Here is a 26,929-nt window from a genome sequence, read left to right as displayed (position 1 = left end):
CAGGGCTACACGAAAAGGCCGACAATAATAAGGTGGGTTGAAGTTGATATCCGTATATTTGGTGGATGACCATGAGTTGGTCAGGACCGGGATCCGCCGGATCCTCGAAGATGAGAAAGGCATTAAAGTTGTAGGGGAAGCCGGTGATGGTGAAGCTGCTGTGCAGTGGAGCAGGCAGAATGAAGCCGATGTGATTTTGATGGATATGAATATGCCCGGAATAGGGGGGCTTGAGGCCACCCGTAAAATTCTGCGTTACCAACCTCATGCCAGAATCATAGTATTGACTATCCACTCAGAGGATCCTTTCCCGACCAAGGTGATGCAGGCCGGTGCTTCCGGTTATCTCACCAAGGGAGCCAAGCCGCCAGAGGTGATCCAGGCCATTCGACAGGTGGCTCACGGGCAGCGATATCTTTCACCGGAAATTGCCCAGCAGATGGCCTTGAGTCAATTTGATCAGACAGATGAAAACCCCTTCAAGTCATTGTCTGAGCGAGAACTGCAGATCATGATGATGATCACCAATGGTGAGAAGGTCAATGATATCTCCGAACAGCTGAACCTCAGCCCCAAAACGGTAAACAGCTACCGTTATCGCTTGTTTGCCAAACTGGGGATCAACGGTGATGTGGAGCTGACCCGGTTGGCGATTCGTTATAAAATGCTCGATACCGGGCAGTTCTGATTTACAGAGGGAGCCATGGCTCCCTCTTTCCTTGTTGTTTTCTGTCCCTGAAATCTTTATCTCCTCAGCCGTTATTCATAGAGTGGGTTCATGCCGCAGGAATTCAATCCCAAGCTTTTTCTTAAAAATCTGACCTCGGCACCGGGCGTCTATCGTATGTACGACAGCGCCGGTAGCGTGATTTACGTGGGCAAGGCCAAAGATCTCAAGAAACGGCTATCGTCTTATTTTCGCAAGAATCTGCCCAATGTGAAGACTCAGGCGCTGGTGTCCCATATCGCCAATATCGATGTTACACTGACTCACAGTGAAACCGAAGCGCTGATCCTGGAAAACGATTACATCAAGCAGTACTTGCCGAAATACAATGTGCTGCTCAGGGATGATAAGTCTTACCCCTTTATTTTGCTAAGCCAGCACAGGCACCCCAGGCTCGCCTACCACAGAGGGCCGCAACGGGAGAAGGGGCAGTATTTCGGACCTTATCCCAATGGCGGTGCGGTGCGTGAAAGCCTGCATTTGATGCAGAAACTGTTTCCTATTCGTCAATGTGACGATCTCTACTACAAGGCGCGCTCGCGTCCCTGTTTGCAGTATCAGCTCAAGCGTTGCAGCGCTCCTTGTGTCGGCAAGGTCTCAGACGAGGAATATCAGGAGCAGGTCAAGCTGGCGACCCTGTTTCTCAAGGGCAAGGATCAGCAGGTGCTCAGCGCCTTGGTCAAGAAAATGGAGCAGGCGGCCGAGTCCATGGCTTACGAGCAGGCAGCGCGCTATCGGGATCAGATCATGGCACTCAGGCGGGTGGCCGAGCAGCAAGAAGTGTCATCCAGCCACGGTGATCTCGATGTGATTGGGGTGCACTACGCCTCAGGGGTGGCCTGTTTCCACCTGTTGTTTATTCGCGAGGGCAAGATTTTCGGTAGCCGCAGCTACTACCCCAGCGTGCCGGCGCAGACCGAAATGGCTGAGGTACTCAGAGCCTTTATGCTGCAGTTTTATCTCAATGTCGATATTCAGCGTACTATCCCGCGGGAAATTCTCCTGAGTGACAGCTATGAGGAGCTGGAAGAGCTGGAGCAGGTGTTGATGGAGGCGCTGAACAAGAAAGTGGCCATCCGCACTCGAGTACGAGGGGATAGGGCCGGTTATTTGCGCTTGGCCAAGACTAATGCGACCAATGCAGTCAATACTAAGTTGGCCCACCGTAATACAGTGGAGCAGAGATTCCTGCTGCTTGAAGAAGCGCTTGAACAAAGCACCCCGATCAAGCGTATGGAGTGCTTCGATATCAGTCATACCATGGGGGAGAGCACTGTGGCCTCCTGCGTGGTATTCAATCGCGAAGGGCCGGACAAGAGCGAATATCGGCGTTACAACATCAAGGGCATTACCCCTGGCGATGACTATGCTGCGATGAAGCAAGCCTTGACTCGCCGGTTTGATAAGGTCAATGCTCAAGGCAAGATCCCGGATATCGTCTTTATCGATGGTGGTCTTGGCCAACTGAGAATGGCTCAGGAAGTGGTCAACGAAAAGTTTGTCGGCATAGAGGCGGTACCTACACTTATCGGGGTCGCCAAAGGTGAAAGCCGCAAACCCGGATTGGAAACCCTGATCTTCGGTGATACAGAAGAGAGCTTTTCACTGCCGGATGATTCACCGGCGCTACATCTTATTCAACATATTCGCGATGAATCCCACAGGTTTGCGATTACCGGTCATAGAAATAAACGTCAAAAGACCCGCAACACCTCAAGCCTGGAGTCTATCCCGGGGATTGGCCCGAAAAGACGTAAGGCCCTGTTGCAATATCTGGGGGGCTTACAGCAAGTGAAGGGGGCAAGTGTCGCGGAATTGGCAAAAGTGCCTGGGATCAGTCCAGAAATGGCTCAAACGATACATGATGCATTGCGAGGGTAGCAAAAATCAGGCAAGATTGGCGCTGCTTTTGACTATTTGGTTCTATCATGCCGTTTAATATACCCATCGCCCTTACTTGGTTTAGGTTGTTCTTACTGCCTGTTTTTGTTCTGATATTTTACTTGCCATACAGTTGGGCGCCGTTTGTGGCTGCATTTGTTTTCTGGCTTGCAGCGATCACAGATGCTTTGGATGGGTATGCGGCTCGAAAGTTGGAACAGTCTACTCGTTTCGGTGCCTTCCTGGATCCTGTGGCCGATAAGCTGATGGTGACCACGGCTCTGGTGCTGTTGGTTGAAGACTACAATACTATCTGGTTGACCTTGCCGGCGCTGTTTATGATTGGGCGTGAGCTGGTGATATCGGCACTGCGCGAGTGGATGGCCGAGATCGGTAAACGCGGCGCTGTGGCGGTATCCTGGATTGGCAAGTACAAGACAGCGGCACAAATGGTGGCAATTATCGGTCTTATTTGGAAGCAGGGTGATTGGATGGTTTATGCCGCCTATGCCTTGTTATATGTGGCGGCTTTCCTGACCTTCTGGTCGATGATTTGTTATATCAAGGCAGCCTGGAAGGATCTGATTGCCGGGTGATTGCTGCTATTTTACACCCGGTTGCACAATAAAGTTTCGATAAGATTATTTAGTGTTCAAGCAAACAGTTAAGGGTAAATTCTTCGTTGACAGCCAAGGTTAAAAGCGTAGAATGCCAATCCGTAGTCAGGGCTGGCTCTGAATACTAAACCTCGTAAAGAAGTGATGCGACATTAGCTCAGTTGGTAGAGCGGTACCTTGCCAAGGTACAGGTCATCGGTTCGAACCCGATATGTCGCTCCAACATCACACCACGCTCTGTGTTGTGATTCAAAAAGGCGCGATGGCAGAATGGCTATGCTGCGGATTGCAAATCCGTCGATCTCGGTTCGACTCCGGGTCGCGCCTCCAATTTAAAACCTTCCTTGATTAAGTTTTTCCCGCTAATGCAAAGTAATTCTGGTTACCGTTTGGGTTCCCGTTTGAATCTGTTGCTTTATCAACAATCGCTGGCGAATTTCATCGCATTAAAATAACCGTCTAATGTTTTTTCTTAAATGTTGGCTTTTATATCGATAGCTATTGTTAATAGGTGCTGATAGCGGGGCAGGGGGTGCCCCGAGCGCGGACTAATCTTGTTGCAGCATCTGTCTCAATGAAGGGGAAGGCTTAAAGCTTGGTTGGTTACAGCCTGCGATCTCCAGCGGCTCGCCGGTTTGCGGGTTCCGACCGTTGCGAGGAAGGTGGTATCTGAGTTCAAAAGTGCCAAACTGTGGCAGATAGACCTTTTCACCTTCAGTTAGCGCCTGGGTAAGGCTGGCCAGAATATGCTGCAGTTGCACTTTGGCTTCTGCTTGGGGTATCTGTTGTCTTTCGGCCATCTGCCGAATGAGCATTTGTCTATTCATTATATTGCCTGTTACTGCTTTGGCAGGATTTTATATCAGAATAGTCTCGATAATCACAGGCTTGTACTGATAACTGGTTAATTATCAATCGCTAATAATCATTTGTTTGCCGATCTCCCAGGTTCTCTGACGGTTGCTAGGCCATTTGTCAGCAAAATATCATCGAATCACGGTGTAAATTTGCCATAATTGAGCTTATGCCCAGGGAGGCCGATATGACCCAGCGCGCGTTAATGTCTCTACTGACCATTCTATTCCTCAGTAGTGCGGCATTTTCAGTGAAAGCCGATGATGCCGCTCTCAGGATCCTGAATGATCAACTGCAGTTACTGGCACTGTTGCCGGAGGGGCGAGAATTTGCCGATGACTTACGCACTATACGTGGCGGTGATCTCAACTTGCAGCTGGAACGCCGTGATGGGATTGAACAGGGCATCGCCGACTTTTGGAAACGTCGTGGCGTATCCTTGGCATTTAATCAATTGTCCAACGATGCGGACCCTCTCAGTCGGGCATTGGCGCTGGAACCTCAACAAGATGACTATCTGGCAACCAGCAGCCGGATCCGCTATCTGATTTGGCTCGCTGAGCGGCATCAATGGCCTAGGTTGGACCCCGGCGGTTGGCTGCGCCCTGGCGATAGTCATCTATTGATCCCAACGATTGCCAGGCGTTTATATTGGCTTGGCGATCTCAATAGCGAGCCTGGGGATAACAAGGTTTATTCACCGCAGCTGGCCTCGGCGGTAGAAGCGTTTCAATCCCGTCATGGGCTTAAAACCGATGCCATCATTGGCCCAGATACGCTGCGCTGGCTCAATACCGAACCGTTGGCGCGAGCTCGCCTGCTGGCCAGCAATTTCGTTGCTCGCACCGTCTACCAACAGCAGTTGGGGTCGCGTTACCTGTTGGTGAATATCCCGGCGTTTGAATTGACTCTGGTGGATGACAATCAGGTACAGTTGCGCTCCCGGGTCATAGTCGGTAAGCCCTATAGGCAGACGCCGCTGCTCAGTAGCGAGGTATCCAATATTGTTTTGAATCCTACCTGGACAGTGCCAAGGGGAATACTGAGGCGTGACTTACTGCCGCAGATCCGCAAGGATGGCGAATACTTGCAACAGCGGCATTTCAATGTCTATGACTATCAGGGCAATAGAGTCGAAGAGAGCGCCGAAGCCTGGCAAAAAGAGGCGAGTGGCCGTTTTCCTTATCGTCTAGTGCAGCAACCTGGCGCCGATAATGCCTTGGGGCGCTACAAGTTCCATTTCAGCAATGGCTTTAATGTTTATCTGCATGACACACCGGACAAGCATCTGTTTGCCAAGGCTAATCGTGCCTTGTCATCCGGTTGTATCCGGGTCGACAAGGTGGAAGAGTTGGCGTCCTGGATGGCCAATAATCTGGTGCGGGACAAGAGAACCTGGCAAAGGATGCAAAGTGACTATCAAACCACTCAGTGGTTTGCCTTTGAGCAGCGTCTGCCTGTTCATCTGGTGTATTGGACCGCTTGGATGGATGAAAGTGAAGTGGCGCAATTTCGCAGTGATATCTACCAGTTGAGCCCTGGGGTTAAGGTCGCTGTCGAGGCCAGGGTACGACAGGATGCCGAGCTAGCCAATAAATCAGGGCAACGTTTGCGGAGTGAAGCGCATTTGTTAGGTCCTTGAGATTGAGGGCGCACCTTTGCCGCATGGGTCAAAGGTTAAGCTTGTTGGACTAACTTAATGTGGCACAAGGAATTATCTTATTTCTAGCCGAGTTCTCGGGAAAGGGGCGTCGGTGCTTGGTATAAATCGGCGCTTGACCTTGGCGTTAATCCCGTATAATTTGCCGCCTTGTGGTTGTTTTTTGTGCAAGGTGAATAAGTGTCAGTAGTATGTCCTGCCCGTAGGCAGTTGTTGATGGGTCTTGGTGGCGCGGCAATGGTTTCTATGCTTCCTTCAAAAGCGATGGCGAGTCGATCTACCAAAGGTAGCCGATATCTGAGTTTTTATAACCGCCATACAGGCGAGCGTGGTGACGGGACTTATTGGAAAGACGGTCATTATCAGAGTAATACTCTGTCGCAATTCAGCCATCTTTTGAGGGATCATCGGCAGAACTTGGCGGCGCCCATGGATAAACGTTTGTTCGATCTCCTGTTTAACTTGCAGCAGACGCTGTCAGTTTCTGAAGAGATCCATGTGATTTCAGGTTATCGCTCACCTAAAACCAACGCCATGTTGGCGGGCAAAAGCAATGGTGTCGCCAAGAAGAGTTACCACATGCGGGGCATGGCAATGGATATTGCGATACCCGGAGTTAAGCTTGAGACTTTGCGTGAGGCTGCCCTGTCATTAAAACTAGGGGGAGTCGGCTATTATCCGGCGTCGGGATTTGTCCACGTTGACTGCGGGCCGGTGCGCAGCTGGTAGTTTTCTCTGCCATTGAAAGCTTGTTTTCCGCTCGGCGGATAAAGCCCTGTTCGCGGGGCTTTCTATCTTCAAGCAGTGCCATCAATTCGCTGAATTGTAATCTGAGGCGCAACAGCTCGCGAGTTTGCTGCCAGTCGGCTACTAGGGTGTTGAGCCTGTCGTAAAAAAGGGCGTCTGAGCTCAATTGTTCGATAAGATCCGGGTAGTTGCAGGCTCGCATCAGATGCAATAGATGGCTGCTTTTTTGCTGATTACAGGCGAGGAATTCCAGAAGGATAAGATCGAGTTTCTCTTGTCTAAAGGGAGCATGTTCGATCAGGTAATGCAGTTCCGCTGCCAGTTTATAACACAGGCTATCATCCCGGATCAGTTGCTGCAGATTGGCGTTCATCGGCTCTCTTCAAGTCATAAAACCAGACCACTTCAAGCAGAGTAGCAGCAGCTTAAGCGAAAAATTGTGATCTTGATCGGGGTAAAACTTCTACTAAGCAAGGGCTTTTCCTAATGGTTACAGATATTACAGATAAGCAACAGCTAAAATGGCGGGCAGGGTTATCATCTTGCTCTCAAACAATAAGTTGGCTTGTTTGCCCAAGAGAGCTGTGCTAGTATTCGCCCGCTTTATACGAGGCTGTTATTGGTCGAAAATGACAGCCAATTACTGACTATTTAATGAGAATGACTATGTCTTACACTATTCCAGCACAAACCCGCACTGAGATTGGGAAAGGTTCGAGCCGCCGCCTGCGTCGTGACGGGAAAGTTCCAGCCGTTATCTACGGTGCCGGCAAAGAAGCCGTTTCTATCGTGTTTGAACACAAAGATATCATCAACATCCAAACCAACGAAGACTTCTACACCAGCGATCTGACCATCGTTCTGGACGGTAAAGAAGTTAAAGTACGTGCCCAGGCTATGCAGCGTCACGCATTCAAGCCAATGATCGAGCACGTAGACTTCGTTTACGCTTAATCGATAATTGGATGTTGAAAAAGCGCCCTGAGGGCGCTTTTTTTATGTCTGTATTCTGACCTTTAAGTCAGAATCGCATTTTTATGTCCGGTAAGTCGCCGCGGCCTGCAAGGTTGGTATCTGCTGCCGAGAGGTGTTTACCGCTTAAAGATCAAAGCTGTAGTAGATATCCAGAGACTGGCCCAGAGTGCCGGATACACTTTCCAGGTAGAGCTGCGACAACAGATAGTAGCGTACCGTCATTTCGTAACCCGGATTGAATACACCAACACCATATTTGATCATCAGATCTTTGCCTATATAGCCGCTGATGGCGACTTTACCATCATCATTGGTATCCAACTGCACATTGGAGAAGCCAAACATCTCTACTAGGCCGGCCGCGGTGTCGCCCAAGGTGGAAATGGCGCCACCATCGACCTGGGAGCTCAACGACAGCGCTGCGCCCATCATCAGTGAGTTGTTCTGTTCATTCCCCGAGCCAAAGCCTTTTCCCTGAACAATATAAGAAAGGATCTCGGCCTGCTCCTTGGCCGGATTGGAGAATAGGGTCACTATCGGCTTGTTGGGGTTGCCGGTGATCCGTACCCCGGCGGTAACATCCTCATCGCGGATCTCCCTGATGGCCTCGATATTGAGGTTGGGGATCTGCATAGGCCCAACGAACTGTACCTCGCCAGTAGCAATTTTCAGTGTCTGACCCATGAATTTATAACTGCCGTTAACCACCTTGATATCGCCAAAGAGTTGCGGCGGCTTTTGGGGGGATTGCTGCATCCGTAAAGTTCCCACCAACATCCCTTTGAGGCCCATGCCATCGATAGCCAGCTTATCACCGACATCTATGTTCAGATCGGCACTCAACGCCATAGGAGATGACTTGGCCTCCTGCTCAGAAATCGAGTCGCTGAAAACTACATCGGATGATACGCTTACCCCGCCGGCAGGCAGTTGCACCACCTTGATATTGCCGGAAGGCACCTTGACCTCCCCCTTGATATCGAGCGCGTCCGGGCTGAAATGCAGTTGAATATCCGGGCTGACATTGACAATCGCCAGTGGCGGCTGAATGACGCCGAGCTCTTGGCCCTTGAGCTGGATATCGCCACTGAACTGTCCCTGTGGCCAGCGCAACTGACCGCTGAGATTGGCTTGGCCGCTACCCATCATCCACTGGCCCTGGAGCTCGGCCGTTTGGCCGACAAAAGCCATATCCAATGAGATTTGCTCTAGTTTAGTCGGGTTGGCTGTGCTAGCCAGAGCACCTTCGCGCAGACTGAGCTGGCCACTGAGTTCGGGGTTGTTGAGGCTGCCAGCCAACTTTAAGTTGGCCCCGAGTAAGCCCTCAATGGTTTCAAGCTGCGGCATAAACTGACCAAGCAGTTGTAGATTGATTTTTTCAATATTGACGTAGCCACTGAGGCTGCGATCCGGAGTGATATTGATATCCAGTTGGCTTTCCCAGCGGGCGAGGGCATCGGAATTGAACAGAATATGGCTTCTCAACGCATCATCGTCCAAGGTGGCCTTGAGTGTCAGCGCCTGATAGTCGACACTGGCGCTGGCTTGTTGTTTGCGTTTAAGGCTCACTTTCCCGGGAGCCAACTGGAAGTCGAGCTTGCCCTGTGGACGTGCGCCGGGTTGCCAGGCGAGGGCGGCATCCATCGAGGCATCACCCTGCCAGCTGAGCTGCTCGGGTAACAGCTTGGCGAGCAGTTGCCCGGGTTGTCCCTGATAGTGCAACTTGGCTTCACCCTTGTCGGTGAGGCTGACATTATCGACAAGGCAGAGTCTGCTGAATGGGTGACTCAAACAAAAGGCGCTGAGTTCGCCCCGGTTTTGCTTGAGATCCCAGTCCAAAGACACGGTTTGTTCAAGTTGCCACTGCCCGAGAACGGATCCCAAGTTGAACTTGCTGAGTTCCAGTCGAGCCGTTTGTTTGGCGAGATCCAGTTGGCTGTAGACGGCGGTGTCCAGCTGCAGATCGCCCTCGGTTTCCAGCCCCAGTTTCTGTTGCTGTTCATTGCCTTTGGCCCTGAGAGTGATGCCATCGAGATGAATGCCTGCGCCGTCAAACTCACCCGTCTTTAGTGACAGGGCAAACTCATGCAGATCCAGCGGTGCATAGAGCGCCTTGAGTTGGCTGCCACTGAGTCTGAGATCGCCAAATTTGATGCTTTGGGTTTCCGCCTTAAGCTGTACTTGTGGGTGTTTGGCATCGCCCACCACCTGGATATCGGCTGTTAAAGCCCCGAAAGCCTCGGGATGCCAGAGATTGAAGTCGGGTACGTCCAGCGTGGCACTGAGATCCCATTGCTCTTTGGCGCTGCCTGACAGATCCAGGCGGGTATTGAGCGCCCGCAGCGATAATCCCTGGCTGCTGAGCTGCAGCGAATCATCTATCTCCAGATCGCCAGTCAGTTCAAAGGGCAGGCGGTCCAATAAGCCCTGAAGTCGGGTCTGTTTGAGACTCACTCGCCACTTGCTATCCTGCCAGTGACCACTGGTAGCCAGCTGTCCGCTGATATCGCTGGACGGGATCACCGGCGTATCTTCAGCCAGACTTATTTCAGATTTGTCCTCGTCAGTCTGGTTTTGTGCGCTTGTTGCCTCGTTGTTAGTTTTGTTTTGTACGACTTGGCTATTGGTGTCTTTTTCTTTGGTCGCTTCTTCGGTAGAAGGCAGGGTTATCGCGCCGCTATTGAAGTGTGAAAGCAGAAGATTGGCTTCCCAGGCGATGCCATCGGCATAATCCAACGCGCCTTTAAGCACGACTTTACCGGCGCTGCTGTCGCCATTGAACTCTGCAACCTCGAGCCTTTGGCCTCGATGCGTCAGGTGGGTATTGAGGCTGAGCTCAGGGTAGAAAGGGGTACTTAATTGTGCCGCGAGGTTGGCCGTTTGCTGCTTGAGGTCGCCGCGGCTTTCCAGCTCTAGTCTGCTGACACTGTACTGGGCAAGATCAAAGGGCCAGTGCAGTTCCCCTTCTGAGATGTTCACTGAATAGGGCAGTTCCGGTTTGGTGAGGTTGACACTGGCATTGAGCGCCAGGCTCTGCTCACCACTGAGCTTAGCCTTGAGCGTTAAGTCGCTGAAATCTCCCTTGAGGGTGAGATCCAGCAGTTGCTGCTCGAGTCCCGGTAGTTCAGGTAAACGCTGTAACTCCAGTTGTACCGTCAGTGCCATGGGCCAATGCTTATCCAGAGTCAGTTCACCTTCCAGCGACAGACTGGCATCTGTGTGTTTGGCATAAAGCTCGTTGACTCGCAGCTCGGCGCCGAGATAATTGGCACTGAGGCGCAGTTCCTCAAACCTGTCATCCCTGCCCAGAATCTGCAGGCGTGAGTCCTTTAGCTCGGCATGTTTTAAATAGATGGGGAAGGGCATGGCAACGTTTGGCATCTGCGTCAGCGCCCATTCATCAGTCTCACTCTTTGGTGCTGCTTTTGGCTGCTTAGCCGTTGCGACCTGCTCGTCTTTATCTGCCACCTGCGTTTGGGCCGAATTTGACTCTGGGAGCAGCACGCTGAGCCCGCGACTTTCAAGCTGGATGACCTGCAACCCCGTTTCCTGCCAGTTGGCTGCGGTATTCAATGCCGCAGCATCAAAGTGCATCTCATCGACCCGCACTTGAATATCTGTGAGGTTTGCCTGCTTCAGGCTGATGCCAAAGGGCAGTATCAGCTCTCCCGTGCTTGATGCTTCTTCCTCTGCGGCCGGATCTGAAGCGAAGGCCTGGGTGTCTATGTCGACCCGAGTTGTTGTCAATTCCAGGGCGTCGACGCATAACTGTTTTTGCAAAAGGCAGGCAGGTTGCCAGGCAAGGGTCAAGGCATCCGCACCGACACTGATGCCGTCCATCTGCCAATGAACCTGTTTGAGTTGCAGCTCCCGGTTCAGGGTGCCGGAAACATATTCCAGCTCCAGATCCTGCACCAGAGCACTGGTGAGAAACACCGCCAAATGGCTGCCGGGTGCCGTGCCCAGCAAGAGTGCCAACAGCACCAGCAACCCGAGCGGAATATATAAGAGAGCGCGGGTAGACCACCTCAACGACTTGAGCCACAGGGGGCGCGTTTTTTTCGCCACCTGCTTGCGGCTTGGATTGGATTCCTGCGGCATAGGGGGTTGGCTCATAATTCTGTCCCCATAGTCAGGTGAATACGCCAGGGTCTGTCTTCGGCATCGGATTCATGCAGGCCGAAGCCCACATCCAGTTTGATGGGGCCTATGGGAGATATCCAGTGAATACCACCGCCGACCGACACCACAGGCTCGAATTGATTGACATCGAAGGCATTACCGGCATCGACAAAGGTGCCCACACGCCAGCTTGGGGTCAGATAATATTGATACTCAAGGCTGCCGACTGCCAGATAGCGGCCACCGACCACTTCCCGAGACAGGCCGCCCTTGTCATTGGTGTAATCCAGGTGGGGGCCGAGTTCCTGATAGCTGTAACCGCGAATACTCTGATCGCCACCGGCAAAATAACGCAATGACGGAGGGATGATGGCAAGATCGCCTTCGGCCGCGAGGTTGACGCCGAGATCGAGCCGGGAGACAAATCTATGTTTGTCAAAGAAAGTCTCAATCCATTTGAACTTGGCCTGCACTCGGGTCAGGCGAACATCTGAACCCAGCGAAGGATCGGCATATTCAAGGCTGTAAAGTTGCCGGAAACCCGACTTGGGATCCAGACTGTTATCGCCGCGGCTGGTCTTCGATAGCGTGGTACCAAGCAACAGGAATTGTGGGTCATAATCAATACCCGACTGGGTGTAGCTTTCCTGAATTGCCTCCAGCGAGTAGCTCAGCAGCCAGCCGTTATGCAGGCGTTTGCTGCGGCCCACCCCGAAAAGCTTCTTGGTTGATTCCAGTTGCCCCGTATTGCTAAAGTCCCTGTCTTCAGGGATATAGTCTTGAGTCACACCGTATTTGTCCCTCAGCAGGCCGACACGGATCTTGAGCTGATCATCCAAAGGATGCGTCAGGGGAATAGTATAGGTAGAGAGGAACTTGGGTCTGTCTCTCGACCATTCTATGCTGGTTTCCTGAGAGTGGCCGTAACTGTTGATCTGCGGAGTACGCCAAGTCATCCGGACTCTGGGATCCAGGCTGCTGTCTGTGCTGGAGCCGATATCGGCACCCAGACCCAGCTCTATAGAGTGATCCGGCCTTGGGCTTAGCTCGACCCGCACTGGGATGCTGTCTTCTGTCAACTTATCGATTTGGGGCAATACCTTGATATTGGCAAAATAGCCGGTATCCAGCAGTTCTTGATTGAGCCGCGTGAGCTTGCGGGTACTGTAGGGCGCGCCGGGTTTAAATGGCAGTAAGTCATCGAGCAATTGCGGCTGCAGGCTGTGGCCTTCGAAGCTTACTTCGCCAAATTGGTAACGCTTGCCCGAGTCAAAATACAGGTTGAACTGCGCCAGGTTGAGATCGCGATTAATGCGGATCTCCGATTTTTGATAATGGCTATCGAAATAACCCCGGGCCAGCGCCAGTGAAATCAGTTGCGACTTTATCTGTTCGTAATCGCCGTGGTTGAGGGGATCGCCGGGCTTGACCTTGATCTGGCTGAGCCAGCGATTGATCACAGGGTCATTGAGCACTTCGCCTTCCATGCGGATATCGACCCATTGCAGGCGGGTAACTTCTCCCGGAGTGATAGTGAGCTTGAGTTCCCACGGCCCTTGTTCGTTTTCCTTGAGCTCCTGTTCCAGCTTGCCATGGTAGTAACCCATGGATTCCAGCGCGGCCTCAACACTGTCGCTGACATTAAATAGATAGGCACGACGCTGCACCTTGGAGTCAGGAAAGTTGCCCAAGTGTGCGCGGATATTTTTCTCAAGCTCACCCGAAACCCCTTCGATGCGGAGATTAAGCAGAGGATCATCGGCGGCAAAAACCTGAAGGCTTGTCAGCATGATCGTTGCAAAACTCAGGATATACGCGGGAAAGCGACTGTATTTGGTCAAGGAAACCGGAACTTTTTCTTGGCGTAACATTATTGCTATTGTCGCCTCTGATCTTGGCTCAGGCAAGTAACAGATTGCCATCCACGCATAAAATAGTTACAAAGACTGCAGTCGTTAATATGGAAGCAATACAATGAAAACAAAAATAAAAACTCTTGCCCTAAGCCTGGGACTCTTGTTACCCGGAGTGCTGCCGGCCTGGGCGGCCGAGGCGCCTTTTGCGATTGCCATTCACGGCGGCGCCGGTACTATTTCCAAGGCGGACTTGACTGAAGAGCAGCAAAAAGCCTACCGCGACAAGCTGACTGAAGCCGTCAATGCCGGTTATAAGGTGCTGGATAAGGGCGGCGCCAGTATGGAGGCGGTGCAGGCTGCCATCAGAGTGCTTGAAGACAGCCCTTTATTCAATGCCGGAGTCGGCGCCGTGTATACCTTTGATGGTGCTCATGAACTGGATGCCTCCATCATGGATGGCAAGAGTATGAATGCTGGTGCTGTGGCCGGGGTTAAACATATACGTCATCCAATCGATCTCGCCAGAGCCGTGATGGACAAATCAGAGCATGTGATGCTCTCGGGGGCGGGCGCCGAGGAGTTCGCTCTGACGTTGGGAATGGAGCTGGTGCCCGGCAATCGCTTTGACAGCGAAGCGCGCTATCAACAGCTTCTCGATGCCAAGGCCAAAATCAACGCCGCCGAAGCCAATAAAGACTTTCAGGCGCGCCTGAGTCCTCTGGATCTCGATTACAAGTTCGGTACCGTTGGCGCAGTGGCATTGGATAAGCAGGGCAACCTGGCGGCAGGAACCTCGACCGGCGGCATGACAGCCAAACGTTATGGCCGCATCGGTGATTCACCTGTGATAGGTGCCGGCACTTATGCCGAGAACGGTGTCTGCGCCGTTTCGGCGACCGGCCACGGTGAGTACTTTATCCGTTTCCATGTGGCCGGCGATATCTGTGCCAGGGTCAAGTATCAGCAAAAATCGATTCTGCAGGCCGCCGATGAAGTGATCAATCAGAGGTTGATCTCTGCCGGCGGCAGTGGCGGGGTGATAGCCATAGACCAGAGAGGCAATGTGGCAACGCCGTTCAATACCGAAGGCATGTACCGTGCCTGGCGCAAGAGCAATCAAGCGGCGGAAGTGATGATCTGGCGAGATAACTAAAATTTTGGATTGAGGCAATCGCTATTGGCTTGAACCCCAAGGGCAAAATATTGGCTACACTGAACAATGAAGCCGTTTTGAACTTGGGGAAAGCTATGGATTCGATAAAAATACGTGATCATATGGACCGTCAGCCAGTGCTGTTGAAGGCGGATATGTCGATAGCCACTGCGGTGGAAAAACTGCTTGAGGCCAATAAGGGCGGGGCCCCCGTGGTGGATGCAGCAGGAAGCCTGGTGGGTTTTTTGTCACAGCAAGACTGCATGGCCGCCATGCTCAAGAGCAGTTATCACTGCGATCTGACCGCCGTGGTGCGCGACTGCATGCGCGCCGATGTCCTTTGGGTCAGACCGGATGACAGCATGTTGCAGTTGGCCGAGCAGATGCTGGGGCAGAAACCGAAAATATACCCTGTGGTGGAAGATGGTAAGGTGGTGGGCACCATCAACCGTACCAATGTGCTCAAGGCCATGAACAGCTATATGCAGCAGTGTTATTTGACCCCGGCCTGACAACTGCGCTTGATTTGACTGAAATTTGGGCGTTATCAGTCAGTAAGCATACCCAAGACGGCGTATCCTTGTTAGGATCGCCGTTTTTGATCCCCAATGGACACAGGTTTTGAACGCTAAGCTGCACCCACTCTCCCGCGAATATCTGGATCTCTGCTTTCAAGCCGATGCGGCGCGCATTCGCCGCAGCTTGTTCCGCTTGAAAAAAAGCCCCGACTCAGAAGCCAAACAGCAAAAACTCGCCGAACTCAGTGAAGCCGCGGTTCAGGCTTATGAAAGGGCGCAGCAAAGGCTGGCAGACAGACCGGTCATCGAATATCCGGATGAGCTGCCGGTGTCACAAAAGCGCGATGAAATCGCCTCGGCCATCATCAATCATCAGGTGGTGATAGTGGCCGGTGAAACCGGCTCGGGCAAGACCACTCAGTTGCCCAAAATCTGTCTCGACTTGGGGCTTGGCAGCCGTGGTCTGATTGGCCACACTCAGCCCAGGCGCCTAGCGGCCCGCAGCGTGGCCAGCCGGGTTGCCGATGAACTCAAGACAGAGCTGGGTCAGGCGGTGGGTTTTAAGGTTCGTTTCGCCGATGCGGTTTCCCAGGACTCCTATATCAAGCTGATGACAGACGGTATCCTGCTGGCAGAACTGGCATCGGATAAATGGCTCAGTCAGTATGATTGCCTCATCATAGACGAGGCCCATGAGCGCAGTCTCAACATCGACTTTATTCTGGGTTATCTGAAGCAAATTTTGCAAAAGCGCCCGGATCTCAAGTTGATCATCACCTCGGCTACCATAGATGTGGAGCGCTTTTCCAGGCACTTTGACAATGCGCCCGTGGTGGAAGTGTCCGGCCGTACTTATCCGGTGGAAACCCGCTATCGCCCCCTGTTGCAGGATGACGACGCCGACTTGGATCTGATGGACGGCATCTTTGCCGCCGTCGATGAACTCTGTCGCGAAGGCCCGGGGGACATTCTGATTTTCATGAACGGCGAGCGCGAAATCCGCGATACCGCCGAGCAGCTGAAAAAGCGTAACCTGCGCGATACCGAGATCTTGCCGCTTTATGCCCGTTTGTCATACGGCGAGCAGTCCAAGGTATTCAAGCCGCATCCAGGGCGGCGTATTGTACTGGCCACCAACGTGGCCGAAACCTCGCTGACTGTGCCAGGGATCCGCTATGTTATCGACCCGGGTACTGCCAGGATAAGCCGCTACAGCTATCGCACCAAGGTGCAGCGTTTGCCGATTGAGCCCATCTCCCAGGCCAGTGCCAATCAACGCCAGGGACGTTGCGGCCGGGTTGGACCGGGGATCTGTATTCGCCTCTATGACGAACAGGACTTTATCAATCGGCCGGAGTTTACCGATCCTGAAATTCTGCGCACCAACCTGGCATCCGTGATCCTGCAGATGCTGGCCATAGGCCTGGGTGACATCGAGGGCTTCCCCTTCATTCAGCCACCGGATCCGCGCCATATCCGCGACGGTTTCCTGCTGCTCGAAGAGTTACAGGCGGTGAGCAAGCACAAAGGGGCGCTGAAACTGACTCCGCTCGGGCGCGATCTGGCGAAGATCCCGGTCGATCCCCGCCTGGCCCGCATGGTGCTTGAGGCCAACAAGCTGGGTTGTCTGCATGAGGTGATGGTGATTGTCGCCGGGTTATCGATTCAGGATCCCCGCGAGCGGCCCCATGAGAAGAAACAGGCCGCCGATGAGGCCCATCGCCGTTTTGCCGATAAAGACTCCGACTTTGTTGCCTGGCTCAACCTGTGGCAGTACCTTAAAGAGCAACAGAAGAGCCTGTCATCCAGCCAGTTCCGCAAGCAGGTGAAGGCCGAGTATCTGGCCTATTTGCGTATTCGCGAATGGCAGGATCTCTATGCCCAGCTGCGTCAGAGTGTGCACGACCTCAAGTGGCGCCTCAACAGTCAGGCCGCCGACTATGAGCCGCTGCATCAGGCGCTGCTCTCGGGGCTGTTGAGCCATATCGGCTTCAAGGATAAAGACAACGAGTATCTGGGGGCCCGCAACCGGCGCTTCTTTGTGTTTCCCGGCTCGCCGCTGGCCAAGAAGGGCCCCAAGTGGATTATGGCGGCCGAGTTGACTGAAACATCACGCCTGTTCGCCCGTACCTGCGCCCGCATAGACCCTGTATGGCTCGAGTCTCTGGCGGCGCATCTGGTCAAGAAGCAGCACAACGAGCCCCATTTTGAAGCTAAACAGGGAAGTGTGATCGCCCTGGAAAATCAGGTGCTCTATGGCCTCACCATAGTCAACCGCCGCCGGGTACAGTTTGGCCCGCTGGAGCCGGTTAAGGCTCGGGAAATCTTTATACGCTCGGCTCTGGCCGAGGGTGAGCTGCGCTGCAATGAAGCCTTCTTCAAGGCCAACCAGGCGTTGCTCGAAGAGGTGGAAGATCTCGAGCACAAGTCGCGGCGGCGCGACATTCTGGTGGATACAGACGCCTTGTTCGCCTTCTACGATGAGCGCATTCCACAAGGGATATACAACCAGCCCAAATTCAACACCTGGTGGAAACAGGCCAGGAGAGAGACCCCTGAGCTGCTCAATTTCAGCCGCGAACTCTTGATGCAAAGGGATGACACCCATGTATCGGCATTGGACTTCCCCGACAGCTGGCAGCAGGGCAACCTTAGCCTCAGGCTGAGTTACCATTTTGAACCGGCGGCCGAGGATGACGGCGTCTCTGTGCTTATTCCGGTGGCGCTGCTCAATCAGTTGGATGAAACCGATTTTGACTGGCAGGTGCCGGGGCTCAGGGAGGAGAAGTGTGTTGCCCTGATCAAGTCCTTGCCCAAACCGCTGCGGCGCAATTTTGTGCCGGCACCGGATTATGCCCGCGCCTGTGTGCAGGCGATGGAACCTTTTGCCCAGCCTTTGTTGCCCTCCCTGTGCAAACAACTGCTGAGAATGAGTGGCACTCGTGTCAATCCGGAGGATTTCGATCTCAACGCCATTGCCGACCATCTGAAGATAAACTTCAAGGTGGAAGACGATAAGGGCAAACTCCTGGCCCAGAGCCGGGATCTCGACAGCCTCAAGGCATCATTGCAGGGGCAGGTGAATCAAGCGATACGCAAGGTTGCCGACAAGGGCATAGAGCAAAACGCCCTGACCGAATGGAGCTTTGGCGACCTGCCGAAAGAATATCAAAGCCGCAAAGGCAGCTATGAGGTGAAGGCGTTCCCCGCCTTGGTGGATGCCGGTGATACAGTTTCCATCAAATTATTTGATGATGAACAACAGGCGCTTTCCCACCACAGACAAGGGCTGAGAAAGCTGCTGCTTATCAATATTCCATCGCCGGTGAAACATCTACAGCAGGCCTTGCCCAACAAGGCCAAACTGGCGATGTATTTCAATCCGTTCGGCCAGGTGCAAATACTGATAGATGACATTATTGCCGCGGCAATTCAACAGCTTTTGGATGAGCAGAAGTTGGATGTCCGAAGCGCCGATGACTTTGCCAAAGCCAAGGAGATTGTCAGGGCCGAGCTCAATGAAACCGCAGCGGCCATCGCCCTCAAGGTGGAGCAGATTTTGACCTTGCACCAGAAGATCCGTAAGCGTCTCAAGGGTAAAATCAGCCTGGATATCGCCTTTGCCATGAGTGATATTCAAAGCCAATTGGACGCCCTGGTGTTCAAGGGATTTGTTGAAGCTTCCGGTTGGCGCCGTCTTGGCGATCTGATCCGCTATCTCAAGGCGATTGAGCTGCGCCTGGATAAACTGCCGGTGGATCCCAACCGTGACCGTTTGCACCTGCACAGTATTCACAACGCCGAAAAAGAGTTCAAGGCCGCGCTTGCCAAGGTGCCACGCAGCCAAGCGGTACCGGAGGCGCTGGCCGAGGTGCGCTGGATGCTGGAAGAGTACAGGGTCAGCTGTTTTGCCCAGAGTCTGGGCACTGCTTATCCGATATCGGAAAAGCGCATCCTTAACCAGTTGCAGCAGTTTTAACTTAAAATCCAACTGACAGCCGCGTTTGGCGCCTTAAGTGGACCCGATAAAAACCAGGCAGGCCCAGAGCACACACAGTGCCTGCCGGTGCTCGCCTGGTACGCGGCCATTTTTCCCACGGTGGCTATTGTTGAACGCCGCTTATTCCCAATCAAAATTGCATGTTTTGATTAAGGCTTGGCTCTCATTCCGGCTATTGTTCTCCTTGTCTTCAATAGCCGAAGTTTGCAGCCTTGGACCAATGTTTTTTCACTTCAGTCTCGATAAAGGCTCGCTTCTCCTCGGTCAGTTTCTCCAGCTCCACGCCTATGGCTGCCTGCGCCTTGGCCTTGGTGCTGTAGTCTGGATAATCGACTCGGGTGACGCCAAGGTTGGCATTCAGCTTGCTCAATATCTCTCTAGCCGCGCGGATCTGCTCTAAGCCCTTGTCCAGCAAGGCTTCACCCTCTTTGGCGTTGTGAGCGTGAATACCGTGGGATGACATGGCAAAGTCCCAGCGCCACTGTGCATGGCGTATCCCCATGATGGCATACCCTATCTGTTGCCATTGGGCTCCTGCCTTCCAGGCGGCGCCGGCTTCATAATGGGCCTTGATAAGAAGTTCCTGTAACTGCTGCGCCTTGGTCTCCAGCAGCGCCTTATTGTCGGCAATCAGCTGGGTAATTTGCTGTTGGCTCTGGTGACAACTGCTGCAATTGGCCGCTTCAAAGTCCGGCAGATGGTTGGTTATCTTGTGGTTGGTGAAAGATTTGCCGTCGGCGCTGGTTTCCTGGGTCATATGACAGGTGACACAACTGATACCTGCCTTGGCGTGGGCGCTGCGATTCCAGTGCTCAAACTCGGGATGGCGCGCCTTCACCAGCGGCGTTCTCGATACCGGGTGCACCCACTCGAAAAACTGCCGGGCATCATAATACTTTTCTATCTCATCGGCGCTGTTGCCAAAGATCCAGGGGATATTGACCTTGTCCTGGCGCTCAGGCTGGAAGTAGTAAGTGACATGGCACTGGCCGCAAACCTGTGATTGCTGCATCGACTGATTTTGTTCGCCAAAGGGTTTGTGCACTTTGGCCATGGCATCCTGGGCATGAGGTCTTGGCAGTGTCAGTTCAGCTGAGCCCTGGGTATGGCAATCGGAGCAGTACACAGGATTTTGGATTTCCGGACCCAGCTCGGCAAAGCGCTTGGCCGAGAAGCCTTCGACGCCCAGCTCTTTCATCAGCCTGGGCGCATCCGGCGTCTTGCAGGTCCAACAGCTGGCCGACAGGCCTGTTTCTCCAGCCTTGGGGCTAACACCACTGCGTAGACTGTGGCTGACATCGGCGACGGCAAAGTGATGCCCTCTGGGGCTATGGTACTCCTTGGCATAAGCCGAGCCGGCCCAGAGGATGATGCTGGCGGGGTTTTTCTCAAGCATATCTTCCCGCTGCAGTTCTTCGGCGGTCTGCGCCCAGGTTTGATATTGCAAGCTTGATGTTTTGCCTGCTGCGACAACAGAAAATGACAGACTCAGACCTAGCACAATGGGCAGTGTAGTAGGGTGGGTAAAGGGGTTCACTAAAGGCTCTCCTAGGTTGGGACGACGCATAAACCGGCGTTTGAAATTTGGTCCCTGAAAACAAAAAAAGATACAACTAAAATGCATGATAATGCTAAGGAGCTCTGTCAGTCGTTGCAATCGCAAGATACTGTTTTTACTGAATTCTGTGACCTGAAACAGGATTGGTTTTCTCCTTTTATGGCCGTTTTATCGCTTTAAGGCCCACCCTGTCTGGGCTCTACTCCCTAAGAGATATTTTGCTTATTTCGTTGTTTTTTTGACCGTTCTTTATTGGCGAAATAGCCACTTCTTTGCTGTATTTCATAAAGATATGAATAGCCAAAAAGAGAAAATATCGAAATTACAATCGGTTTTGGCGGTTGAGAAAGGTGATGTCTGTCGTTTATGGGCTCTTTTCATGATCCAGATCAACAGTATCAGGTGTTTACCAACTTGGGGGTATACAGTTTGTTAACACTTTGGCTTTATGATTGAAACTGAAAAATAAATAGCATTTAAAATACAACTTTAATCCGCCGGGCTTGGCGGCCGTTGCCCAGGAACAGCACAGCAGCAAGCCATCTTGATAGCGCCTAGGGAGGAGCCATGAGCGAGACACCGAGTACTGATGAAAAACGTCTGGAGCTGAAGATATTTATCTTCCTGACGGTTTTTTTGGCGCCGCTGTTGTCGGTTTTACTGGTCAGCGGTCTGGGCTTTGCCATCTGGTTCAGCCAAATTTTAACCGGCCCACCGGGGGCCGGTTAACGCAAATATAACGAGAGTCCTTAAAACAGGGGAACGAGATGAGTAGGGAATTGCATGTCAGCAGCCTGATCCTTCAGGTGATGCCACCCAAGATGGCCGGCGTTCGTCAGCAGATTCTGTCATTCGGCAATGCCGAGTTGTCGGTTAACGATGAAAGCAAGCTGGTTGTGGTGCTGGAAGGCCCGACCGAACAGGCGATCCTCGCCACCATGGACAGAATCAATGCCCTCAAGGGCGTGATCTCCACCGCTATGGTGTATCACCAGTGTGAACAGCTCGAAGAGGAAGAGCAATGAAAATGAACAGACGCGAATTCATGAAGGCCAATGCCGCCATGGCGGCAGCCGGGGTCGCAGGATTGGCCTTACCGGCCGGTGCCAGCAACTTGATCACCAGTTCAGAACACACCCAGCTCGATTGGAACAAGGCGCCATGTCGCTTTTGCGGCACAGGTTGCTCTGTGATGGTGGCCACCCGCGAGGGCCGGGTTGTGGCGACCCACGGCGATGCCAACAGCGAGGTCAACCGCGGCCTCAACTGCATTAAAGGCTACTTCCTGTCGAAGATCATGTATGGCCATGACAGACTGCAGACTCCCATGCTGCGAATGACAGACGGCAAATATGACAAGCATGGTGAATTTACCCCTATCAGTTGGGAGCAGGCCTTTGACATCATGGCCGAGAAGTGGAAGCACACCATCAAGACCAAAGGGCCGACGGCGGTGGGAATGTTTGGTTCAGGTCAGTGGACGGTTTGGGAAGGTTATGCCGCTTCCAAGCTGATGAAGGCGGGTTTCGGCTCCAATAATATCGATCCCAACGCCCGTCACTGTATGGCCTCGGCCGTGGGCGGTTTTATGCGTACCTTTGGCATGGACGAGCCCATGGGTTGCTACAACGATATTGAAGCTGCCGACGCCTTTGTGCTTTGGGGCTCCAACATGGCCGAGATGCACCCAATCCTCTGGAGCCGGGTCACAGACAGACGCCTTAGCGCACCCCATGTAAAAGTCTCTGTGATGTCCACTTTCGAGCACAGAAGCTTTGATTTGGCCGACTTGCCGATTGTCTTCACGCCGCAAACCGATCTGGCCATACTCAACTATGTCGCCAACTACATCATCAGCAATGACAAGGTTAATTGGGACTTCGTCAACAAACATGTGAACTTCCGCAGAGGCACAACCGATATCGGCTATGGCCTGCGGCCCTCACATCCATTGCAGCAAAAAGCCAAGAACGTGGCCACCGCCGGTGAATCCACCCCGATGGACTTCGATCAGTTCAAGGCCTTTGTCGCCGATTACAGCCTGGAGAAGGTCAGTAAGCTCTCGGGCGTACCCGAGCATAAATTGCTGGAGCTGGCGAAACTCTACGCCGATCCCGAGGTGAAGGTGACCTCCTTCTGGACCATGGGCTTTAACCAACATACCCGCGGGGTTTGGTGTAATAACCTTATCTACAATATCCATTTGCTGACCGGCAAAATAGCCACCCCGGGCAACAGTCCGTTTTCACTCACAGGTCAACCTTCAGCCTGCGGTACTGCACGGGAAGTGGGCACCTTCTCCCATCGCTTGCCGGCGGATCTGGTGGTGAATAATCCAGAGCACCGCAAGATTGCCGAGACCATCTGGAAAATCCCTTCCGGGATCATTCCGCCCAAGCCAGGCTACCACGCGGTAGAGCAGAACCGGCGCCTGAAAGATGGCGATCTCAACTGCTACTGGGTGCAGGTGAACAACAATATGCAGGCCGGCCCCAACATCAACGAAGAGGGTTTGCCCGGATACCGTAACCCGGAAAACTTTATAGTGGTGTCCGATGCTTACCCAACGGTTACCACCCAGGCCGCGGACCTCATTCTACCCACCGCCATGTGGGTGGAGAAAGAGGGCGCCTATGGTAACGCCGAGCGCCGCACCCAGTTCTGGCACCAGTTGGTGACAGCGCCCGGACAGTCGCGCTCGGATCTCTGGCAGTTGCTGGAGTTCTCCAAGCGCTTTACCACAGACGAAGTCTGGTCCAAGGCTGTATTGGCGGCCAATCCCGAATACAAGGGCAAGACCTTGTATGAAGTGCTGTATCAGAACGGCAATGTTGACAAGTTCCCTCTCAGTGAAAGCGATAACAAGTATCTGAACGACGAGGCCAATTACTTTGGTTTCTATGTGCAAAAGGGGCTTTTTGAGGAATACGCCACCTTTGGCCGTGGTCATGGTCATGACTTGGCTCCCTTTGAAATGTACCACCAGGCCCATGGTTTACGTTGGCCTGTGGTTGACGGCAAAGAAACCCTCTGGCGCTACCGTGAGGGCTCGGATCCCTACGTTAAACCCGGCAAGGGCTTTGAGTTTTACGGTAAAAAAGACGGCAAGGCGGTTATCTTCGCGCTGCCATACGAGCCGGCGGCAGAATCCCCGGATGCCGAATATGATCTTTGGCTCTCCACCGGGCGGGTGCTGGAACATTGGCACTCAGGCTCCATGACCCAGAGAGTCCCCGAACTCTATCGCGCCTTCCCGGATGCCGTGTGCTTTATGCATCCGGATGATGCCAAGAAACGCGGCCTGCGCCGAGGGGATGAGGTCAAGGTGGTGTCCCGTCGCGGCGAGATACTGACCCGGGTGGAAACCCGCGGCCGCAACAAGCCGCCGGTGGGCTTGGTGTTTGTCCCCTGGTTCGATGCCAGTCAGTTGATCAACAAGGTGACTCTGGATGCCACGGATCCGCTGTCCAAGCAGACCGATTTCAAGAAGTGTGCCGTGAAAGTGATGAAGGCCTGAGGAGGATAAGAAGATGAAATCGAATCATACCCTGTTGGCCTTTGCTGCACTGCTGACTGCGCTGTCCGTCAATGCCGCCGGCATTCCCGAGGATAAGGTGGCGACTTTGCGTCAGGCGCCGCTCAATAGCCAGCCGACGCCACCTGTGATGCAGAAGGTGAGAAATACAGATATCAAACAGACCCGTAACTACCCGATGCAGCCGCCGGTTATACCGCACAAGATAGACGGCTACCAGCTGGATCTTAAGGTCAACAAGTGCATGTCCTGTCATGCCCGCAGCCGCACCGGTGAATCGCAGGCGCCTATGGTGAGCGTGACTCACTATATGGACAGAGACAACAACTTCCTGGCCGAGCTGTCACCCAGACGATATTTCTGTACCCAGTGCCATGTGCCGCAACTGGACGCCAGATTGATGGTGGAGAATGACTTTGTCGATATGAATCACTTGCTCAAGTCCGGGGCTGAGAACCCATCCAGCCATTAGGAGTCGCTATGTTTGAGAAACTGAAACAGATATGGCGGGTGCTGAACCGGCCCAGTGTTCACTTCAGTCTGGGTTTTCTGACCCTGGGTGGCTTTGTCGCCGGGATCATCTTCTGGGGTGGTTTCAACACTGCCCTGGAAGCCACCAACCAGGAGGCCTTTTGTATCGGTTGCCACGAGATGGAGAACAACGTCTATCAGGAGCTGAAGACCACCATACATTTCACGAACCGCAGCGGGGTGCGGGCGACCTGTCCGGACTGTCATGTTCCCCATAATTGGACCGACAAGATAGCCCGTAAGATGCAGGCTTCCAAGGAGGTGTGGGGCAAGGTGTTTGGCACCATCAATACCCGGGAGAAGTTTGAGTCCAAGCGGCGCGAACTGGCTGAGCATGAGTGGGCCAGACTCAAGGCCAACGACTCGCTGGAGTGTCGAAACTGCCATAACTTCCAGTATATGGACTTCACTCGTCAGTCACAGCGGGCGGCCAATATGCACTCCACCTCGCTGGCAAGCGGTGAGAAGACCTGTATCGATTGCCACAAGGGGATAGCCCACCACCTGCCGGATATGCAGGGAGTGGAAGGCTTCTGAGCCCAAAGCTTTGGGCATAGCCTATAGCTTCATGAAAAAGCGCGCCGAACTTTCCCGGCGCGCTTTTTTATCTGTTAAATTCCAGTCAAAACCCATGATTAAGCAACGCGTTATTGGCAGCTCTGCTGTTGCCGACTCAGGAGTTTAAGCTCCACTTGATTGCCGTCCGGATCGTAAATATAGATAGAGCGGCTGTAACCCCGGGCGCCATATTTTTCCGAAAAGCCTTCATGGTGCACGCCGTGTTGCTCCAGGTGTTGCAGTACTGAGGCTTCATCCTTGGCGGCAATATTGAGGCAGAAATGCGCCATATTGAGGCCTAAGGGTTGATCGCTTCTTGGCACCAGATCGATAAGGGCGCTGCCGAATCTCAGTTGCAGCAGGCAAGGGGAGTCTAGCCGCCGCTCGAAACGAGCCCCCAGCACTTGGGTGTAGAATGCTTCGCTGGTTTCCAGACTGCTGCAGATCAACACCAGATGATCTATATCTATCGCACTGAACATAAGCTCTCCTGCATGCCGTTACACCTATTGTCAGCTTAGCAGGATAAAAAACACCCGCGCGAGTGGCGGGTGTACGTTTGCTTCGGTCCGGTTGGTGCTTCAGTCCGGTTGGTGCTTGGCTCAGGACGGGTGCTTTACTTGAGCGGTCCGCTCAGCTGGCGTCTTATGTTACTCACCAGCCACTCGCTGACATCATGGCCATTGTTGCTGAGCATCTTGGGGAACATGGAGATGGGGGTCATGCCCGGGAAGGTATTGATCTCATTGAGCAGTATCTCGCCTTCATCGGTAAGGAAGAAGTCGATACGCGACAGGTGGGACAGCTTCATGCCCTTAAAGGCGCGAATGGCATAATCGCGTATGGTATCGATTTGCGCTTGGCTCAGTTCGGCCTCGACCTTGGTCACAGCCTTGCTCTTGGCATCATACTTCTCATCGAAGCTGTAGAAGGTGTTGTTGGCGCAGATGATTTCACCCGGCACTGTGGCTATCACTTCACCCTGGTATTCATATACGGCCACTTCCAGCTCCCTGGCTTTGATGGTCTTTTCCACCACCACGTAGGGGGAGTAACTGAAGGCCTGCTCCAGCACCGAGGGGATATCATCGCCGTTGTCCACCCGGTAGCAGCCGACGGATGACCCCTGGGATGCCGCCTTGATAAACAGTGAGCCCCATTCATTCAAGGCCTCACGGCAGCGGCTGTTGGCCGCTTCACCGGCTTCACTGAGAAACAGATAAGGGGTATTGGGGATCCCGAGCGCACTGAACCACATCTTGGCCGTGACCTTGTTGAAGCTGTTGCTGCTGGATTCAGAGCCGCAGCCGAAATAGGGCAGGTTGATCAGATTGAAATAGGACTGAATATCGCCGGTCTCACCCGGATAGCCGTGAATACAGGGGATCACATAGTCCACCGGCCAGCTGGGCTCGGCCTCATCGAAGCGCACTTCACGGCGATTGGTCAGCTCGCAAATCTGGCCCTGCTTGGTGTGGTAGTGGCCGGCGGCGTCCAGCTCCAACCTGAGCACTTCCATGTCGGGAATATTTGCCAGGCAGCTTTCGATATAGTCAGCCGACATCAAAGAGATACTGTGCTCGGCGGCCCCGCCGCCACAGAGTAACAAGATATGGGTTTTGCTCATGAATTCTCC

General features: G+C 53.2%; 20 protein-coding genes, 2 tRNA genes and 1 pseudogene. 16 read left to right on the top strand and 7 right to left on the bottom strand.

Annotation, left to right across the window (positions count from 1 at the left end; genetic code table 11):
* Nucleotides 1–43: 43 nt before the first annotated feature.
* The 5 genes from uvrY (at nucleotide 44) to K5621_RS11075 (ending at nucleotide 3,555) form a co-directional block, all read left to right on the top strand.
* A complete protein-coding gene (gene uvrY / locus K5621_RS11095; RefSeq protein ID WP_221049259.1) occupies nucleotides 44–688 on the top strand; it encodes a UvrY/SirA/GacA family response regulator transcription factor in 645 nt (214 codons plus the stop codon).
* Nucleotides 689–778: 90 nt separating this feature from the next.
* Nucleotides 779–2,608: an excinuclease ABC subunit UvrC gene (uvrC, locus tag K5621_RS11090; RefSeq protein ID WP_100143872.1), complete on the top strand. Its 1,830-nt coding sequence runs from the start codon at nucleotides 779–781 to the stop codon at nucleotides 2,606–2,608.
* A 47-nt stretch (nucleotides 2,609–2,655) separates the two neighbouring features.
* Nucleotides 2,656–3,204, top strand: coding sequence for a CDP-diacylglycerol--glycerol-3-phosphate 3-phosphatidyltransferase (gene pgsA, locus K5621_RS11085; protein ID WP_100143870.1), 549 nt, complete (start codon nucleotides 2,656–2,658; stop codon nucleotides 3,202–3,204).
* Nucleotides 3,205–3,371: 167 nt separating this feature from the next.
* A tRNA-Gly gene (locus K5621_RS11080) sits at nucleotides 3,372–3,447 on the top strand.
* Nucleotides 3,448–3,481: 34 nt separating this feature from the next.
* A tRNA-Cys gene (locus tag K5621_RS11075) sits at nucleotides 3,482–3,555 on the top strand.
* A 218-nt stretch (nucleotides 3,556–3,773) separates the two neighbouring features.
* Here K5621_RS11075 and K5621_RS11070 read toward each other — a convergent pair.
* Nucleotides 3,774–4,064 (bottom strand): annotated as a pseudogene (locus tag K5621_RS11070) (HU family DNA-binding protein); the annotation flags it as partial.
* Between the two features lie 203 nt (nucleotides 4,065–4,267).
* Between K5621_RS11070 and K5621_RS11065 the strand changes: the two are divergent.
* Nucleotides 4,268–5,722, top strand: coding sequence for a L,D-transpeptidase family protein (locus K5621_RS11065; protein ID WP_245003070.1), 1,455 nt, complete (start codon nucleotides 4,268–4,270; stop codon nucleotides 5,720–5,722).
* A gap of 198 nt (nucleotides 5,723–5,920) precedes the next feature.
* Nucleotides 5,921–6,469 carry a peptidoglycan L,D-endopeptidase MepK gene (mepK, locus tag K5621_RS11060; protein WP_100143866.1) on the top strand — a complete coding sequence of 183 codons (549 nt, stop codon included), beginning with the start codon at nucleotides 5,921–5,923 and terminating at the stop codon, nucleotides 6,467–6,469.
* On the opposite strand, the gene K5621_RS11055 is transcribed toward mepK, so the two are convergent.
* A complete protein-coding gene (locus K5621_RS11055) occupies nucleotides 6,357–6,860 on the bottom strand; it encodes a hypothetical protein (RefSeq protein ID WP_221051255.1) in 504 nt (167 codons plus the stop codon). The two genes, mepK and K5621_RS11055, sit on opposite strands and share 113 nt — an antisense overlap.
* A gap of 293 nt (nucleotides 6,861–7,153) precedes the next feature.
* Here K5621_RS11055 and rplY point away from each other — a divergent pair, with 293 nt between their 5' ends.
* Nucleotides 7,154–7,441, top strand: coding sequence for a 50S ribosomal protein L25 (gene rplY / locus K5621_RS11050; RefSeq protein ID WP_100143862.1), 288 nt, complete (start codon nucleotides 7,154–7,156; stop codon nucleotides 7,439–7,441).
* A 144-nt stretch (nucleotides 7,442–7,585) separates the two neighbouring features.
* On the opposite strand, the gene tamB is transcribed toward rplY, so the two are convergent.
* Entirely contained in the window at nucleotides 7,586–11,578 is a 3,993-nt protein-coding gene (gene tamB, locus K5621_RS11045; protein WP_221049258.1) for an autotransporter assembly complex protein TamB, read from the bottom strand.
* Nucleotides 11,575–13,374 carry an autotransporter assembly complex protein TamA gene (locus K5621_RS11040; RefSeq protein ID WP_245003069.1) on the bottom strand — a complete coding sequence of 600 codons (1,800 nt, stop codon included), beginning with the start codon at nucleotides 13,372–13,374 and terminating at the stop codon, nucleotides 11,575–11,577. The genes tamB and K5621_RS11040 overlap by 4 nt, the downstream gene beginning before the upstream one ends.
* A gap of 184 nt (nucleotides 13,375–13,558) precedes the next feature.
* On the opposite strand from K5621_RS11040, the gene K5621_RS11035 reads away from it, so the two are divergent.
* The 3 genes from K5621_RS11035 (at nucleotide 13,559) to hrpA (ending at nucleotide 19,090) form a co-directional block, all read left to right on the top strand.
* Nucleotides 13,559–14,593, top strand: coding sequence for an isoaspartyl peptidase/L-asparaginase family protein (locus K5621_RS11035; RefSeq protein WP_221049256.1), 1,035 nt, complete (start codon nucleotides 13,559–13,561; stop codon nucleotides 14,591–14,593).
* Between the two features lie 95 nt (nucleotides 14,594–14,688).
* Nucleotides 14,689–15,105, top strand: coding sequence for a CBS domain-containing protein (locus K5621_RS11030; RefSeq protein WP_100143924.1), 417 nt, complete (start codon nucleotides 14,689–14,691; stop codon nucleotides 15,103–15,105).
* A 109-nt stretch (nucleotides 15,106–15,214) separates the two neighbouring features.
* Complete coding sequence (gene hrpA, locus K5621_RS11025) at nucleotides 15,215–19,090, top strand: ATP-dependent RNA helicase HrpA (protein ID WP_221049255.1); 3,876 nt, start codon at nucleotides 15,215–15,217, stop codon at nucleotides 19,088–19,090.
* A gap of 211 nt (nucleotides 19,091–19,301) precedes the next feature.
* Here hrpA and K5621_RS11020 read toward each other — a convergent pair whose 3' ends face one another.
* Entirely contained in the window at nucleotides 19,302–20,615 is a 1,314-nt protein-coding gene (locus K5621_RS11020; RefSeq protein ID WP_245003180.1) for an ammonia-forming cytochrome c nitrite reductase subunit c552, read from the bottom strand.
* Nucleotides 20,616–21,236: 621 nt separating this feature from the next.
* Here K5621_RS11020 and K5621_RS11015 point away from each other — a divergent pair.
* The 5 genes from K5621_RS11015 to K5621_RS10995 are packed head-to-tail and all read left to right on the top strand — an operon-like array spanning nucleotide 21,237 to nucleotide 25,272.
* Nucleotides 21,237–21,398 carry a nitrate reductase gene (locus tag K5621_RS11015; RefSeq protein ID WP_025009643.1) on the top strand — a complete coding sequence of 54 codons (162 nt, stop codon included), beginning with the start codon at nucleotides 21,237–21,239 and terminating at the stop codon, nucleotides 21,396–21,398.
* A gap of 38 nt (nucleotides 21,399–21,436) precedes the next feature.
* Complete coding sequence (locus K5621_RS11010; RefSeq protein WP_101055127.1) at nucleotides 21,437–21,694, top strand: chaperone NapD; 258 nt, start codon at nucleotides 21,437–21,439, stop codon at nucleotides 21,692–21,694.
* Between the two features lie 2 nt (nucleotides 21,695–21,696).
* Nucleotides 21,697–24,186, top strand: a complete 2,490-nt coding sequence (gene napA, locus K5621_RS11005) for a nitrate reductase catalytic subunit NapA (RefSeq protein ID WP_221051176.1) — start codon at nucleotides 21,697–21,699, stop codon at nucleotides 24,184–24,186.
* 13 nt (nucleotides 24,187–24,199) lie between these two features.
* Nucleotides 24,200–24,676: a nitrate reductase cytochrome c-type subunit gene (locus K5621_RS11000; protein WP_221049253.1), complete on the top strand. Its 477-nt coding sequence runs from the start codon at nucleotides 24,200–24,202 to the stop codon at nucleotides 24,674–24,676.
* Between the two features lie 8 nt (nucleotides 24,677–24,684).
* Nucleotides 24,685–25,272: a cytochrome c3 family protein gene (locus K5621_RS10995; RefSeq protein WP_025009645.1), complete on the top strand. Its 588-nt coding sequence runs from the start codon at nucleotides 24,685–24,687 to the stop codon at nucleotides 25,270–25,272.
* Nucleotides 25,273–25,382: 110 nt separating this feature from the next.
* Here the strand turns inward: K5621_RS10995 and K5621_RS10990 are convergent, their stop codons facing one another.
* The gene (locus K5621_RS10990; RefSeq protein ID WP_221049252.1) at nucleotides 25,383–25,775 is read right to left on the bottom strand and encodes a VOC family protein; all 393 of its coding nucleotides are present in this window, start codon (nucleotides 25,773–25,775) and stop codon (nucleotides 25,383–25,385) included.
* 134 nt (nucleotides 25,776–25,909) lie between these two features.
* A complete protein-coding gene (locus K5621_RS10985) occupies nucleotides 25,910–26,920 on the bottom strand; it encodes a D-alanine--D-alanine ligase (protein WP_221049251.1) in 1,011 nt (336 codons plus the stop codon).
* Nucleotides 26,921–26,929 lie beyond the last annotated feature (9 nt).

The sequence above is a fragment of the Shewanella carassii genome, assembly GCF_019670705.1.
Classification (GTDB): domain Bacteria; phylum Pseudomonadota; class Gammaproteobacteria; order Enterobacterales; family Shewanellaceae; genus Shewanella; species Shewanella carassii.
The sequence above is the reverse complement of the archived record's forward strand: the minus strand, read 5'-3'. Positions and strand labels throughout refer to the sequence as shown.

Bases quoted from the DNA above. Each gene is read 5' to 3' on its own strand.
- K5621_RS10995 (WP_025009645.1), top strand. From the start codon at position 24,685: ATGTTTGAGAAACTGAAACAGATATGGCGGGTGCTGAACCGGCCCAGT.
- tamB (WP_221049258.1), bottom strand. From the start codon at position 11,578: ATGAGCCAACCCCCTATGCCGCAGGAATCCAATCCAAGCCGCAAGCAG.
- rplY (WP_100143862.1), top strand. From the start codon at position 7,154: ATGTCTTACACTATTCCAGCACAAACCCGCACTGAGATTGGGAAAGGT.
- napA (WP_221051176.1), top strand. From the start codon at position 21,697: ATGAACAGACGCGAATTCATGAAGGCCAATGCCGCCATGGCGGCAGCC.
- K5621_RS11035 (WP_221049256.1), top strand. From the start codon at position 13,559: ATGAAAACAAAAATAAAAACTCTTGCCCTAAGCCTGGGACTCTTGTTA.
- uvrC (WP_100143872.1), top strand. From the start codon at position 779: ATGCCGCAGGAATTCAATCCCAAGCTTTTTCTTAAAAATCTGACCTCG.
- K5621_RS10990 (WP_221049252.1), bottom strand. From the start codon at position 25,775: ATGTTCAGTGCGATAGATATAGATCATCTGGTGTTGATCTGCAGCAGT.
- pgsA (WP_100143870.1), top strand. From the start codon at position 2,656: ATGCCGTTTAATATACCCATCGCCCTTACTTGGTTTAGGTTGTTCTTA.
- K5621_RS11010 (WP_101055127.1), top strand. From the start codon at position 21,437: ATGAGTAGGGAATTGCATGTCAGCAGCCTGATCCTTCAGGTGATGCCA.
- K5621_RS10985 (WP_221049251.1), bottom strand. From the start codon at position 26,920: ATGAGCAAAACCCATATCTTGTTACTCTGTGGCGGCGGGGCCGCCGAG.
- K5621_RS11065 (WP_245003070.1), top strand. From the start codon at position 4,268: ATGACCCAGCGCGCGTTAATGTCTCTACTGACCATTCTATTCCTCAGT.
- K5621_RS11055 (WP_221051255.1), bottom strand. From the start codon at position 6,860: ATGAACGCCAATCTGCAGCAACTGATCCGGGATGATAGCCTGTGTTAT.
- K5621_RS11015 (WP_025009643.1), top strand. From the start codon at position 21,237: ATGAGCGAGACACCGAGTACTGATGAAAAACGTCTGGAGCTGAAGATA.
- K5621_RS11040 (WP_245003069.1), bottom strand. From the start codon at position 13,374: ATGCTGACAAGCCTTCAGGTTTTTGCCGCCGATGATCCTCTGCTTAAT.
- K5621_RS11000 (WP_221049253.1), top strand. From the start codon at position 24,200: ATGAAATCGAATCATACCCTGTTGGCCTTTGCTGCACTGCTGACTGCG.
- K5621_RS11030 (WP_100143924.1), top strand. From the start codon at position 14,689: ATGGATTCGATAAAAATACGTGATCATATGGACCGTCAGCCAGTGCTG.